Raw genomic sequence first — 12,731 nt, 5'->3', positions numbered from 1 at the left:
TTATGTCATTGACAATTGCTTTAATCGGGAATCCAAACTGCGGAAAAACAACGATCTTTAATGCTTTGACTGGAAGCAACCAATATGTTGGAAACTGGCCCGGAGTTACTGTAGAAAAAAAGGAAGGAAGAGTACGAGATAACAAAAAAATTAAAATTGTTGATTTACCCGGAATTTACTCTCTATCTCCTTATACACCCGAGGAAATTATTACTCGAAATTTTTTATTGAATGGACATCCGGATGTTATTTTAAATATCATCGATGCGTCTAATATTGAGCGTAATCTTTATTTAACAACACAACTGATGGAGTTAAACATTCCAGTCGTCATCTCTTTAAACATGATGGATTTGGTAAAAAAACAAGGGACTCAAATTAATATTTCAAAACTTATCCACACATTAGGGTGTCCTATTATTGAAACATCTGCGTTAAAACAAACAGGACTAACTGAGTTAATAGAGGCAATAGAAATAACAAAGATGCCACCTAAAATGCCTCTTTTTGATACAAATTTGGAATCTTCCCTAAAAGAAATTCAGAATGAATTAAAAAATATAACCGAAGAACCACTCCAACGATTTTACAGTATCAAATTATTTGAACGAGATGTTCATATGATGAAGCAGTTAGAATTATCCACAGATATTCATCAAAAAATTGAAACGATTATCTCAACACATGAATCTTCATTAGAGGATGACAGTGAAAGTATCCTAACGAATGCACGCTATGAATTTATTGAAAGTATCGTTCAAGAATGTGTTAAAAAAGCAAAAGATTCTCAACTAACCATTTCCCATAAAGTTGATTCTATTTTAACTAATCGATGGCTTGCATTTCCTATATTCGCTCTAATTATGTGGGGAATTTATTATATTTCGGTCACTTCCCTCGGTTCTATCGCCACCGATTGGATTAATGATGTTTTCTTCGGAGAGCTCGTTCAAGGAAACCTCTCTTACTTTTTAAAAAGTATCAATACTGCCGATTGGTTAATCGGTCTTATTGTCGATGGAATGGTTGGCGGAGTAGGCGCTGTTTTAGGCTTCGTCCCTCAAATTATAATTTTATTTCTCCTTATTTCTATTCTAGAAGACTGTGGATATATGGCCCGCGTTGCCTTTATTATGGATCGCCTTTTTAGAAAATTCGGGTTATCTGGAAAATCATTCATTCCTATGTTAATTGGATCAGGATGTAGCGTTCCTGCAATTATGGCGAGCCGTACGATTGAAAATGAAAAAGATCGCCGAATGACAATTATCTTAACCCCATTCATTCCTTGTGGGGCTAAGTTGCCTGTTTTCGCCCTTATCGCCGGGGCCTTTTTCCCAACGAAGTCTTGGATTGCTCCATCGATGTACTTTTTAGGAATAGCAATGATTATTTTCTCAGGAATCCTTTTAAAACAAACTCCTTTATTCAAAGGGAATCCAACTCCATTTCTGATGGAACTGCCACCTTATCACCTGCCAGCACTAAAAAATGTGTTGTTACATATGTGGGATCGAGCAAAGGGATTTATCTATAAAGCTGGGACTGTTATTTTTGTTGCCTCAGGTTTCGTTTGGTTCTTACAATCCTTTAACTGGTCATTCGAGATGGTTGATGCAAGAGATAGTATTTTAGCCTCTATCGGTCACGCAATTGCCCCTATTTTTGCTCCACTTGGATTTGGTAATTGGCAAGCAACAGTTGCAACAATGACAGGATTTTTAGCAAAAGAAAATGTAGTTGCTACCTTCGGAATTTTATTTGGCCTTGGTGATGCGATGACGGAAGAGTCGACTGAATTAATAAACAGTTTACCTACTCTTTTCACTCCCTTAAGCGCCTACTCATTTATGGCCTTTACACTCCTAGCCGCTCCATGTTTTGCTGCTATCGGCGCTATTAAACGAGAAATGATGTCGTGGAAATGGACATTAACAGCTATTTTATATCAGACTGGTCTAGCTTATGTTGTTTCATTCATTATTTATCAAGGGGGAATTTTCTTATTAAGACATCAAATTTCTTTAGCTACCTTAGTCATTTCCTTGATTTTACTCGTTATTTTCCTTTTAATTATTAAAAAGCTCATTCGTAATCAGACATCTGGTGGATGTGGTTGCGGATGCAACGGTTGCAAAAAGATATCAAATTGTCGTAAATAAACAAAAAGCCTTCTCCAGATTTCGAGAAGGCTTTTTGTTTCCTCTTTATAGACACGATCGATTTCTTTTTTTATAATAGGTGAATTTAAATAACAGATAGCCCATAAATGTTCCCAAAGTATTTAAAATCAAATCATCCACGTCTGCACTTCGATAGACATAACCTAAGGATAAACTTAATAAAAATTGAACCGCTTCAACACACAAGGACGTGAAGAATCCGCACCAAACAACAGATTGAACGCTCATTTTTTTACTCCAGATAATGGGGACGAGAAAGCCAAGGGGGATAAATAATAAAACATTTAAGAATAGATGCATCAGGGATAAAATTCCTATGTCACCCATTTCGTTAAACGAACGAAGGAGTGTGCTAAACGGAATGAAATTATGATACTGCTCCATCCCATATCGAATACTATCCTCAATTAATTCTCGCTGAATTGGAAATGGGAAAAATACAATTCCAATCAGCGCAATCACATAACAAACAAAAAGAGTTAACCGTGTTAGCTTTTGTCTTGAATAACTCTTATACTTCTTCGTCATGACAAGAAAGAATAAGTATCCTATCAATAAAATAATCGTTGGAAAAAATGCTGTAACCAAATAAATTTCCTCCCTATAACTAATTATAAACGACAACTTTACCTACCATTGACTCGATGCCTGATGTTTTCCATAAATCGTCAGTTTACCGTGCAAATTCCCCCTTATTGTATGGTCTAGCTCATTTTTCTAAACAAAAAACCTTCACAATTAATTGTGAAGGTTTTTTTACCCTACTACTAAGCGTTTATAGTTTGCGACAAAGAATAAAAAAAAATCACACACTTGTGTGAATTATTATCTTTTTATGGCGGAGGAAGAGGGATTCGAACCCCCGCGACGCTTTCACGCCCTGTCGGTTTTCAAGACCGATCCCTTCAGCCGGACTTGGGTATTCCTCCGTATCAACAATATTAATTATACATGCGTACAATCATATTGTCAACATTTTATCTAAACTTTTTTTATTATTTTAAATTTAATGTCGTTGGGCGATCTTTTACTTCATGGCAATGGCGACAACGAGGTTCATAAGCCTCTTTCGCACCTACTTGAATAATAGGATCAAAGTACGAAGCAGGTTTTCCATCGATTAATCGTTGTGATCTTGTCGCTGATGCCCCACATACACTACAAATTGAAGTTAATTTAGTAACAAACTCAGCCTTCGTTAATAAAGCTGGCATATTTCCAAACGGTTCCCCTCGGAAATCTTTATCTAATCCCGCTACAATGACACGAATTCCACGATCAGCTAAGTGTTCAATAACCTCCACAATATTTTCCCCGAAAAATTGAACCTCATCAATAGCAACAGCATAGGTATCTTCTTTAATATAATCAAAAATCTCAATTGGATGCTCAATCGCAATTGACGGCATTTTCAATCCACTATGTGAAACGACTTCATCATCACTATAACGATTATCAATAACTGGTTTAAATAAACAATATGAACGTCGCGCAAAGTCTAAACGCTTTAAACGACGGATTAACTCCTCAGTCTTTCCAGCATACATGCTACCACAAATGGCTTCTACCCAGCCTTCCTGTCTGATATCATACATTTTATCAAAACCACCTTTCATCTTCCTTTTAAAGCAACTTGTCCATTATATCAAACCTCGCCTTTAAGATTCAAGATGTCCCTTTAATTTTCAAATTATTTCCCGGGTATTAAAAAAGAGATAAAATCAACGAAGATTTTATCTCGTTCTCTTATAAACACGTTTTTTTTCCACGGATAGCGATGCGATTTAAGTGAGGAATTAAGGTCACCTCAGCCCCCATTGGTAAAGTGATCATTGGTCGACAATGGCCACTCGGTATATGATGAGCCACCGGCTTTTTATAATCTTTAAAGGTGCGCTCAAGTAATTGTTGTGTTTCTTCTTTATCATGAACGTTAAAGTCACCTAAAATAATCCCTTCTGCTTCCTCCAACTTCCCACTCTGGCTTAACTGCGTTAATAGCCGATCCACCGAATAGGTCGGTTCATCAACTTCCTCGATAAATAAAATTTTCCCTCGCGTTTCAATTTCATAGGGGGTCCCCAATGTCGTACAAATCATTGTTAAATTTCCACCCACTAGTGTCCCAGAAACAGGACGTAAGGTCTCATTGTAGTAAGGAACATCGATAATATCAAAAGTTGTCTCACCCATAATTGTTTCCAAACAGTGACAGGTTGTCAATTCGTCATTTAAAAGTAGGTCTTTAATCATCGGTCCGTGATAAGTCATGAGTTGGTGAGATTGATTAAAGAATAGATGTAAATACGTCACATCGCTATATCCGATAAATGGTTTTGGATAATTTTCAAATTTAAAGTCTTTAAAATACGGAACAATTCGGGCTGATCCGTAACCACCTCTCATACACAAAATAGCGTCAACTCCATCGTCAGCGAACATCATCATAATATCTTCAGCACGCTCCTTATCTGAATGGCCCGCCAAATAATTAATTCGCTCAAAGCAACTTGGAGTCACAATAACTTCAAACCCCATTCGTTGTAACAATTCTTCCCCCTGAAAAATAATGTCTGAATCAAGCGGCCCAGCTGGAGCCACAATCGCTATCGTTCCACCCTTTTTTAATGGTTTTGGTTCAATCATCTTTTCTCCCCCAATTATTAACTATGATAATAGATGAAGTGTCGCTAAAACCTGCAAACAAACCCCTACTTTGATTGCATCCTCATCAATATCAAATGTATTTTCATGTAACATCCCCTGGATTCCCTTTTGTGGATTTGCAGTTCCTAAATTATAAAAACACGATGGGACGGCCTCAGCAAAATAAGCAAAATCCTCGACACCTAGACTCGGATGTTCCATCATGATAACATTGTCGTCCCCTACGACCTGTTTAGCAACATGAGCAACTGCATCCGTGATTGCATGTGCATTAATAAGCGGTGCGTATCCTTCCTCTAAGTAAACATCAGCTATTCCTCCGAATGCCTCTGCGGTATGAATCGCAACTTCTGTCAAACGTTTTTTCATGAAGGCACGCGTCGTTTGATCAAGCGTTCTTAATGTCCCCCTAATTTTAACTTGATCACAAACAACATTCCCCGCTGTTCCTCCTTCTATCATTCCTAAGCTTAAAACTGCAGACTCAAATGGTGAAAGATTGCGACTAACTAAACTCTGTAATGCAGTTACAACATGAGATGCAATTAAAATAGCGTCAATTCCATCCTGTGGGTAAGCCCCATGTGCCTGTTTACCATGAATGTTTAAAAAAATCGTATCGCTCGCCGCATGACATTTCCCATAATGAAAGCCTACCTCACCAACATTCAAAGTTGGGCGAACATGAAGTCCGAGAACGTGATTCACATGTGGATGTTCTAAGCACCCCGCTTGAATCATCTGTTTCGCACCGCCTACTGTCTCCTCCGCAGGTTGAAAAAATAATTTAACATTCCCTTTAAAATCATGTTGTAATTGTTTCAGAATATAGGCTGCTCCTAGTAAAATAGTCGTATGCACATCGTGACCACACGCATGCATTTTACCAGGAACTAAAGAAGCATATGAGGCCCCCGTTTTTTCATCAATCGGTAATGCATCCATATCTGCCCTTAATCCAATTGTTTTATCCCCATATTCACCTTCGATCAATCCCACGATAGCAGTTTCACCAATCAATTGGGAAACTGTAATTCCCCACTCATTCAAATAGTCTAAGACGATCTGTGAAGTTCGATATTCTTCCAAACCTAGTTCAGGATGTTGATGTAAATCACGACGAATAGCCACAAGTTGTGGGTAAATGGTATCAACCATTTCTTTTACTTTTTGATACATCCTAAATCCCCCTTATCTATGATAAGATACTCCATTATATGAATGAAGCCTTCAAAACATTACACCCAAATAATCCTTTTATCCACATAAAAAAAGTAGAAAATATCCGCTGTATTTTCTACTTTACGCTCATATTAAAAATTATTTATGCTCTAGTTGCCCAGTATAACATCGAATGGCCTCGGATAAAAAGGTCGTCGCTCCCTGTTTAACTGCCTGATCATAATAAGCAATAAATCGCTCATCCGCTAAATACATCATTGCTAATCCAGCATGCGCCTCTTTACTATAACTTGACCACGTATACTCCAACCATTGACGATGAAGTTGGGCGACTTCTAACCCTTGTTGTCCACAAGGATTCCCCGATTCCATGGCGTGAGCTAACTTATCTAAAATCTCTTCCTCTAAGTCCTTCATTTGATGAAATGATTTTTCATCTAAGTTATTAAATTTTTGGTACGATTGATTAATTACATCCTCACCGTATGTTTGACGAATTTCTTTTCCATACTGTTGTTCATTTTCCTCTAATAGTTGTCTTTTTAGTCCTTTAAATTTTTCACCATCTGACATTTTAATCTCTCCTTTTTTAGCAGCTAATGTTGATACAATATTTTCAATCATTAACTCCAGTTCATCTTTTTGTTCGAGAAGCTTATGATAATGATTTTCCAGCGCTTTAAGTTCATCATAATTCGGATCGAGTAAGATGGATTTAATCTCATGTATACTTATCCCCAACGCTCGATAGAATAAAATTTGTTGTAGCCTATCTACCTCTGCCTCTGAATAAATCCGGTATCCTGTTGGACTGATCCGACTAGGAGATAACAACTTCACCTCATCATAATAGCGAAGTGTTCGTGTACTAATTCCAGCTAGATCGGCAAGTTGACGAATACTATATTCCATCAAAATCATCTCCTTCCTAAACCTATCATATGGGTTGACGTAACGTGAATGTCAACTGTATTTTATTAAAAATAAATAAAAAAAACACCACACATAAGGTGGTGTTTTAAAATCAAAACTATTTTGCATTGATTCCGTATTTTTTGTTGAAACGTTCGATACGTCCATCAGCTTGAGCGAATTTTTGACGTCCTGTGTAGAATGGATGACAGTTTGAGCAAGTGTCAACACGAATTTCTTTCTTAACAGATCCGCTTTCGAACTCGTTCCCGCAAGTTGTACATACGACATTAATACGGTTGTATTGTGGATGAATTCCTTGTTTCATTCTAGTTCACTCCTTCGGCCCTGATTAATTCTTTAATCAGAGAAAGTCTATATAACAATAGAATTATACTAAATTTAAGGAATAGACGCAATAAAATTTTTTATGTTTTCTCAAATTAAAATTTAACAATTGTTATAAAATTAGACAATTCATACAGATTTATTATTCTGTAACATCTTCTCGCCAAACCTTGGCTCCAATATTATTTAACTTATCCTCGATATTTGAATAACCACGATCGATATGGTAAGTGTTTCCGATTTCTGTCACACCATCAGCAATCAGTCCAGCAATCACTAATGACGCACCTGCACGTAAATCAGTCGCTTTTACACGAGCGCCCGATAACTTAGACGGTCCCTGAACAATAGCTGAATTTCCTTGAACCTTAATATTAGCTCCCATTTTATTTAACTCAAAACAATTTTTAAAGCGGTCGGAATAAATTGTATCTGTTACCATCCCAACCCCTGTAGCTTGAGTTAGTAATGTCACTAAAGGTTGTTGTAAATCAGTCGCTAATCCCGGATATGTACTTGTTTTGAAGTCTACAGCTTTCATTTCTTTACGTCCACGTACAATAACATGATCTGTATGCACTTCAATATCGACACCCATCTCACGTAATTTTGCAATTAAAGCCTCTAAATGATGGGGAATGATATTGTCAATTTTAACTTCATCTCCAGCAACTGCCGCCAATGTAATATAAGTTCCTGCCTCGATTCGGTCAGGAATAATAGCATGACGTGTTCCATGAAGTTCTGTTACACCCTGAATTCGAATCTCACCTGTTCCAGCTCCTTTAATATTAGCCCCCATGCTATTTAAAAGGTTGGCTAAGTCAATAATTTCTGGTTCTTTTGCGGCATTTTCAATTACCGTCATTCCCTCAGCTTTAACAGCAGCCAACATAATATTAATCGTTGCCCCAACTGATGCAAAGTCTAAATATATTTTAGCACCTGTTAATTTTTCAGCTTTTAAATGGATAGATCCCGCTTCTTGCGTGATTGTCGCCCCTAATGCTTCAAAGCCTTTTAAATGCAAATCAATTGGACGTGGCCCCAAATAGCATCCTCCAGGCATCCCAATCACAGCTTCTTTAAACTTTCCAAGTAAAGCTCCCATAAAATAATATGAAGCTCGTAATTTATTTACAGCACCTTCTACTAACGGTGTATTGATCAAATGAGTTGGATCTATCGTTAATTCGTCATTATCTATTTCATATTTACCATTTAATTGTTCAATCATCATTCCTAGATGTTCAACATCCACAATCTGTGGAACACCTTCTAAAATAACTGAAGAATCCGCTAAAATGGCCGCAGGAATTAAAGCAACTGTACTATTTTTAGCACTATCAATTCGGACTGTTCCCTTTAACGGGCGCCCTCCTTCTATTTTAATCACTTCCATCGACGCTCTTCCTTTCTGTTTGTACACGAATACCTATTGTATTATATCAAACTTTAGCCTAAGTTGTGAAAGATATTTTATTGTTTTATAGTCTTCAGGACATAATTTATATTAAAATTAATAAAACTTACGTTATCCCAATACAATTCGACAATAAATACCTTTTTTTATTAGAATTTTTTCGAATTTTATCTCTTTTTTAGACATAAAAAAAGGTCCTTCTTCTTCTGTTTATTCTTTTGGGATTAAAAATATCCCCTTTTAGTTGAATTTAATAAAATTAATTAGGTTAATTCGCCCTATTTTTCTATGTCATTCTTACGCCCCAAAAAGGAAGTCCCCCCCACTTATAAAGGACAAATAGACATGTCATTATTTAGTTGATACTGAAACAACTAAAAAAAGGTTCTATAATATTTAGTGTTGCTGATTAAGCAGCACTTTTTTCATAGGATAAAAAAAAGAGACTTCAAGTCTCAATCCTGTTACAATGTTATCGACTAAAACAATATTGAAAGGATAAGATTTAATGTCTCACTCATATTTTACTAGAAAACTTTTAAATATTAAAGATAAAAATATTACATTTTCAGAAGATTATCTTGAGGAAGTGAAGTTGAACGGAATTACTAGCTTTATCTTTAAAGGTATTCTTACGTATCAACCGACTCATTGTCAAAAATGCGGAACCCTATTTGATTCAAAATTTAAGAAGCATGGATTTAAAACCTCTCGAATTGTCATTCCAAAAGTCTCTCTTCACGATACCTACTTAGACCTAAAAAAACAGCGTTATTATTGTGGGCATTGCCAGTCTACTTTTACACTAAGTACTTCAATTGTTGAAAAGAACTGTTACATTTCTTATCATACGAAACACGCCATTGCTTTAGAGGCCCAAAATAAAATTTCTGAATGTGATATCGCACGTCGCCATCAGGTCTCTCATTCAACCGTCAATCGAATCATCCATAGCTTTTATGAATCTCAAACCTTAAACCTTAATTATTTACCTGAAAATCTCTGTTTTGATGAATTTAAATCCGTTAAGTCTGAAGTAGTACCTGTCAAGTAGACAGTTAATAAAAAGCGAATTTATGCGGTATGAAGTCTATATTCAACTGGACTCATACCGTATTTATTTTGAATACGTTTTGTATTATAATAGTGGATGTAGTTTGATAAGGATTGTTTAACTTCCTCTAAGGTTTGTGGTGAACTAAAGAATGGCATCTCTGCTTTGAGGTGGCGGAAGAAGTTTTCAATACAGGCATTATCCCAGCAGTTGCCTCTGCGGGACATTGACTGTATGAGTCCTATATCAGCTACTTTTTTTATGTAATTTTTATTAGTAAACTGATAGCCTTGATCGGTATGAAGAATCGCGTTTTCTTCTAAAGGAAGTTGTTTCAACTGATCAAGTACTCGATAAACTTGCGCCATATTTTGAGATTCACAACTATCGTAAGCAACAATTTCCTGATTATACACATCTTTTACCGCACATAAATAGGCCCATTTAGGATAAGGGGCTTTAACTTTGATATAGGTAATGTCCATACATAACTTTTGAAGAGGTTTGGTGGCGTGAAATTCGCGATTTAAAACATTAGAAATATTCCCGTGAGGTTGCGGGCGACGTTTGAATTTAGGCTTAGGCAGAACACAAATTAAATGATATTTATGCATGATACGACGAATACATTTATGATTAACGATCCATCCGTATTGGTTAAGGAGTGCCTGTTTAATTCTTCTCACACCATAAGTACCATTCGATTCGTTAAACACCTCTAAAATTAGATGATAAAGCTCCTCATCACGATTAGTTTTAGACGTAGGGCAGCTTTTCTCCCACTTATAGTATCCGGCTCGTGAAACAGAAGTAAGTCTAAATAAGACAGACAAAGAAAACTCCTTTGAATACTCCTGAATGAATTCAAATTGTTGTTGCTTATTTAACACCCCCTTTTTTTCTCGATTGACTTTTTTAATAATAAATTTTGAGCACGTAAATATTCGACCTCTTCTTCGAGACTCATAAATTTTGTTTTAGGACGCCCCGTGGCTTTTTTACCACGCCCGTCAATAAAAGCTGCTTCTCCCTTTTCATGGAAATCTTTCGCCCAAACATAAATCCGTTTGGGATCTTGAATTTTCAATTGTTCACAAATAGAGGAACAAGATTGCCCCTTCAAATAGAGCTGCACCGCTTGAGATTTTAACTGTGCGGAATAAGTAAAATTACGATTAATACGTTTTGATTGCATAAGAAAAGTACCTCCTTAGTAGACCTTAAAGCGATTCTATCATAACTGATGATAGTGTCGCTTTTATTTTTTTGTCTACCATGAAGGTACTATACCAAGTCTGCTGAGGGGCATATGTCTTTTATTTTTTGCGATGCTGACTCAAAACAAATCATCGATATCGTTGAAGATCGTCGTTTAAACTCCCTTCAAGCTTATTTTAAACGATACACAAAGGAAGCACGTCATCGAGTAAAAAATATTGTGATTGATATGTACGCTCCTTACATCAGCCTCATTAAGGATCTTTTTCCTCATGCCCAAATTATCATTGATAAATTTCATCTCGTTCAACATCTCTCTCGTGCACTGAACAAAACTCGAATCCGATTCATGAAAAAGTTCAAAAAGCATGGTCGTAAATTCAAACGTTATTGGCGCTTATTTTTAAAATCTCACGCTTTACTTAATACCACCACTTATCGATCAGTTTACTGCTTTAAACAACCCATGCGTGAAATTGATATCTTAAACTTTCTACTTGATTTATCTCCTGAATTAAAAGCAACCTATGATTTATATCAAGAGTTACTTTTCGCTCTTCAGACAAAAAACTTAAAACGATTTAATCATTTACTCGAAACGGAACATCCGCTTGTTTCTCCTGAGTTTCAAACGGCTTTCCAAACCTTTAAAACTTATCAATCCTATATTAAAAATACACTCTCAACTCATTACACAAATGGTCCCATCGAAGGAATTAATAATAAAATTAAGGTCATTAAGCGTATTGCCTTTGGATATCGTAGTTTCTATCACTTTAAATCTCGTATTCTCATGGTTCAAAATCTAACAAAGCCTAAAACGAAAATCCTAGCAGCATAGCTACTAGGATTTCGATTTGAATTTTCGTTGTAACAGGTTACAAATTAATCAGCAACACTATTTGACAAAGAACCTAAAAAAAGAAACTAGCTTAACAACGTAAGCTAGTTTCTTCAAAGAGGTGTGTAATCGTAACTATTAATTTAAGGCTTTCTAAACTAAGAGCCTCATGTTTAGTATGGACAAACTTTATTTTCTAACTCTTAAATCATCTCATTTCAGCGATGTTTTAGGTTAATTGAAGTTGTCGATAAATCTGGCCGTCCAATGTCTTGACCTCAAAATGATTATCTTCTAAAATTGCATAAGTCTGTGGATGATTCTCCTTAGGTAAAGTAGCCGATCCAGGATTTAAATAATAAATTCCTTCCTTCTCTTTTAAAATGGGAATGTGGATATGTCCGAATACTAGTGCATCTCCTTTTTGTAAAAACTGAGAAAGTTTGTTCTCGCTATAGAGATGTCCATGGGTAATCATTAATTTTCTATCCTCTAAGGGAATAAAATTATAGTCTGCCATCATCGGAAACTGTAAAACCATTTGATCGACCTCACTATCACAGTTTCCTCGAATAGCTATAATCTGATGTTTTATCTGATTTAATAGTTCGATAACCTTTTGTGGATTATATTCTTTAGGAAGAGGATTACGTGGGCCATGATATAATAAATCCCCCAGTAATACGAGGTAATCCGCTCGCTCATCCTTAAATCGGTCAATGACTTTTTGAGTCCAATAATAAGATCCGTGAAGATCCGAAGCAAACATTAATTTCATTTTATCACTCCTAAAATGTATGTGAATATCTAGTGATTGTTTTAACACTCAGTGAAAAATATTCCATCTCCACTAGGATACGTTTCCTTGCTTTATTCCTATATATGCTCTTTAATTAGGCGACA

At 36.1% G+C, this 12,731-nt stretch carries 13 protein-coding genes and 1 tRNA gene; 3 read left to right on the top strand and 11 right to left on the bottom strand.

The genetic code is table 11. From position 1 onward, the window contains the following. The first annotated feature begins 2 nt into the window (after positions 1–2). Positions 3–2,162 (top strand): ferrous iron transport protein B, encoded by a 2,160-nt coding sequence (gene feoB, locus VXM77_RS01405; RefSeq protein ID WP_262951110.1) that lies wholly within the window; start codon positions 3–5, stop codon positions 2,160–2,162. A 45-nt stretch (positions 2,163–2,207) separates the two neighbouring features. Here the strand turns inward: feoB and VXM77_RS01400 are convergent, their stop codons facing one another. The 8 genes from VXM77_RS01400 to VXM77_RS01365 form a co-directional block, all read right to left on the bottom strand. Further along, on the bottom strand, positions 2,208–2,771 hold the full coding sequence (locus VXM77_RS01400; protein ID WP_161832385.1) for a VanZ family protein: 564 nt from the start codon (positions 2,769–2,771) through the stop codon (positions 2,208–2,210). Positions 2,772–3,019: 248 nt separating this feature from the next. Next, positions 3,020–3,112, bottom strand: a tRNA-Ser gene (locus VXM77_RS01395). A 66-nt stretch (positions 3,113–3,178) separates the two neighbouring features. Continuing rightward, a complete protein-coding gene (locus VXM77_RS01390) occupies positions 3,179–3,778 on the bottom strand; it encodes a thymidine kinase (protein WP_161832386.1) in 600 nt (199 codons plus the stop codon). Between the two features lie 151 nt (positions 3,779–3,929). Beyond that, positions 3,930–4,829 carry an LD-carboxypeptidase gene (locus VXM77_RS01385; protein ID WP_262951107.1) on the bottom strand — a complete coding sequence of 300 codons (900 nt, stop codon included), beginning with the start codon at positions 4,827–4,829 and terminating at the stop codon, positions 3,930–3,932. Between the two features lie 21 nt (positions 4,830–4,850). Then, positions 4,851–6,029, bottom strand: a complete 1,179-nt coding sequence (locus VXM77_RS01380) for a M20 family metallopeptidase (protein WP_338506728.1) — start codon at positions 6,027–6,029, stop codon at positions 4,851–4,853. A gap of 141 nt (positions 6,030–6,170) precedes the next feature. Beyond that, complete coding sequence (locus tag VXM77_RS01375; RefSeq protein ID WP_262951105.1) at positions 6,171–6,944, bottom strand: MerR family transcriptional regulator; 774 nt, start codon at positions 6,942–6,944, stop codon at positions 6,171–6,173. A gap of 118 nt (positions 6,945–7,062) precedes the next feature. Continuing rightward, complete coding sequence (gene rpmE, locus VXM77_RS01370; protein WP_161832390.1) at positions 7,063–7,272, bottom strand: 50S ribosomal protein L31; 210 nt, start codon at positions 7,270–7,272, stop codon at positions 7,063–7,065. 162 nt (positions 7,273–7,434) lie between these two features. Further along, positions 7,435–8,694, bottom strand: a complete 1,260-nt coding sequence (locus VXM77_RS01365) for a UDP-N-acetylglucosamine 1-carboxyvinyltransferase (RefSeq protein WP_161832391.1) — start codon at positions 8,692–8,694, stop codon at positions 7,435–7,437. A gap of 529 nt (positions 8,695–9,223) precedes the next feature. On the opposite strand from VXM77_RS01365, the gene VXM77_RS01360 reads away from it, so the two are divergent. After that, positions 9,224–9,769 (top strand): helix-turn-helix domain-containing protein, encoded by a 546-nt coding sequence (locus tag VXM77_RS01360; protein WP_338506724.1) that lies wholly within the window; start codon positions 9,224–9,226, stop codon positions 9,767–9,769. 20 nt (positions 9,770–9,789) lie between these two features. On the opposite strand, the gene VXM77_RS01355 is transcribed toward VXM77_RS01360, so the two are convergent. Both VXM77_RS01355 and VXM77_RS01350 read right to left on the bottom strand, forming a co-directional pair. Next, positions 9,790–10,659 carry an IS3 family transposase gene (locus tag VXM77_RS01355; RefSeq protein ID WP_262953589.1) on the bottom strand — a complete coding sequence of 290 codons (870 nt, stop codon included), beginning with the start codon at positions 10,657–10,659 and terminating at the stop codon, positions 9,790–9,792. Next, positions 10,653–10,964, bottom strand: a complete 312-nt coding sequence (locus tag VXM77_RS01350; RefSeq protein ID WP_262953588.1) for a helix-turn-helix domain-containing protein — start codon at positions 10,962–10,964, stop codon at positions 10,653–10,655. Before VXM77_RS01350 ends, VXM77_RS01355 begins: the two co-directional genes overlap by 7 nt. Before the next feature lie 114 nt (positions 10,965–11,078). On the opposite strand from VXM77_RS01350, the gene VXM77_RS01345 reads away from it, so the two are divergent. Beyond that, positions 11,079–11,828 carry an ISL3 family transposase gene (locus tag VXM77_RS01345; RefSeq protein ID WP_338506721.1) on the top strand — a complete coding sequence of 250 codons (750 nt, stop codon included), beginning with the start codon at positions 11,079–11,081 and terminating at the stop codon, positions 11,826–11,828. 229 nt (positions 11,829–12,057) lie between these two features. Here VXM77_RS01345 and yfcE read toward each other — a convergent pair whose 3' ends face one another. Continuing rightward, a complete protein-coding gene (gene yfcE, locus VXM77_RS01340) occupies positions 12,058–12,606 on the bottom strand; it encodes a phosphodiesterase (RefSeq protein WP_161832392.1) in 549 nt (182 codons plus the stop codon). Between the last annotated feature and the right edge of the window lie 125 nt (positions 12,607–12,731).

Origin of the sequence: Turicibacter sp. KK003, assembly GCF_037014675.1 — a bacterium.
In the GTDB taxonomy this organism is placed as follows: domain Bacteria; phylum Bacillota_I; class Bacilli_A; order MOL361; family Turicibacteraceae; genus Turicibacter; species Turicibacter faecis.
The sequence above is the reverse complement of the archived record's forward strand: the minus strand, read 5'-3'. Positions and strand labels throughout refer to the sequence as shown.

Excerpts from the sequence above, each read along its gene's own strand:
- feoB (WP_262951110.1), top strand. The coding sequence starts at position 3 with ATGTCATTGACAATTGCTTTAATCGGGAATCCAAACTGCGGAAAAACA.
- VXM77_RS01390 (WP_161832386.1), bottom strand. The coding sequence starts at position 3,778 with ATGTATGATATCAGACAGGAAGGCTGGGTAGAAGCCATTTGTGGTAGC.
- VXM77_RS01385 (WP_262951107.1), bottom strand. The coding sequence starts at position 4,829 with ATGATTGAACCAAAACCATTAAAAAAGGGTGGAACGATAGCGATTGTG.
- VXM77_RS01380 (WP_338506728.1), bottom strand. The coding sequence starts at position 6,029 with ATGTATCAAAAAGTAAAAGAAATGGTTGATACCATTTACCCACAACTT.
- VXM77_RS01375 (WP_262951105.1), bottom strand. The coding sequence starts at position 6,944 with ATGGAATATAGTATTCGTCAACTTGCCGATCTAGCTGGAATTAGTACA.
- rpmE (WP_161832390.1), bottom strand. The coding sequence starts at position 7,272 with ATGAAACAAGGAATTCATCCACAATACAACCGTATTAATGTCGTATGT.
- VXM77_RS01365 (WP_161832391.1), bottom strand. The coding sequence starts at position 8,694 with ATGGAAGTGATTAAAATAGAAGGAGGGCGCCCGTTAAAGGGAACAGTC.
- VXM77_RS01360 (WP_338506724.1), top strand. The coding sequence starts at position 9,224 with ATGTCTCACTCATATTTTACTAGAAAACTTTTAAATATTAAAGATAAA.
- VXM77_RS01350 (WP_262953588.1), bottom strand. The coding sequence starts at position 10,964 with ATGCAATCAAAACGTATTAATCGTAATTTTACTTATTCCGCACAGTTA.
- VXM77_RS01345 (WP_338506721.1), top strand. The coding sequence starts at position 11,079 with ATGTCTTTTATTTTTTGCGATGCTGACTCAAAACAAATCATCGATATC.
- yfcE (WP_161832392.1), bottom strand. The coding sequence starts at position 12,606 with ATGAAATTAATGTTTGCTTCGGATCTTCACGGATCTTATTATTGGACT.